1 protein-coding gene is annotated in these 368 nt (G+C 48.6%); it reads left to right on the top strand.

Going from position 1 to position 368, the window contains the following annotated elements:
- On the top strand, positions 1–368 hold a 368-nt coding region (locus tag AAEY78_RS12345; RefSeq protein ID WP_352339636.1), incomplete at both ends, for a murein hydrolase activator EnvC family protein.

Raw genomic sequence — 368 nt, 5'->3', positions numbered from 1 at the left:
ACGCGACATCGGGCTATGATTATCCAAGTCGTAACCAAGTGGTTCGCAACTTTGATGCGGCAGCCGGTAACATGGGCATGTGGTTCGCTGGTAACGAAGGTGATCCTGTGCTTGCCAGCCAATCTGGTACTGTATTGTATTCGGGCAATGGTCTACCAGAGTATGGTAACCTCATCATGATTCGCCACAGCGATAATTACATCACCGCCTACGCTCACAATAGTCAATTACTGGTTAAAGAAGGCGAGCAGGTACAACTTGGTCAACGTATTGCCAGTATGGGTAGCAGTGGTCAAACCAACCAAGTCGGTCTAGAATTTCAAGTTCGCTTGAATGGCAATCCTATCGATCCACGGGCTGTACTCGGA

Source organism: Psychrobacter sp. 16-MNA-CIBAN-0192, assembly GCF_040309565.1.
GTDB lineage: Bacteria > Pseudomonadota > Gammaproteobacteria > Pseudomonadales > Moraxellaceae > Psychrobacter.
This window is presented reverse-complemented; position numbering and strand designations above follow the sequence as displayed.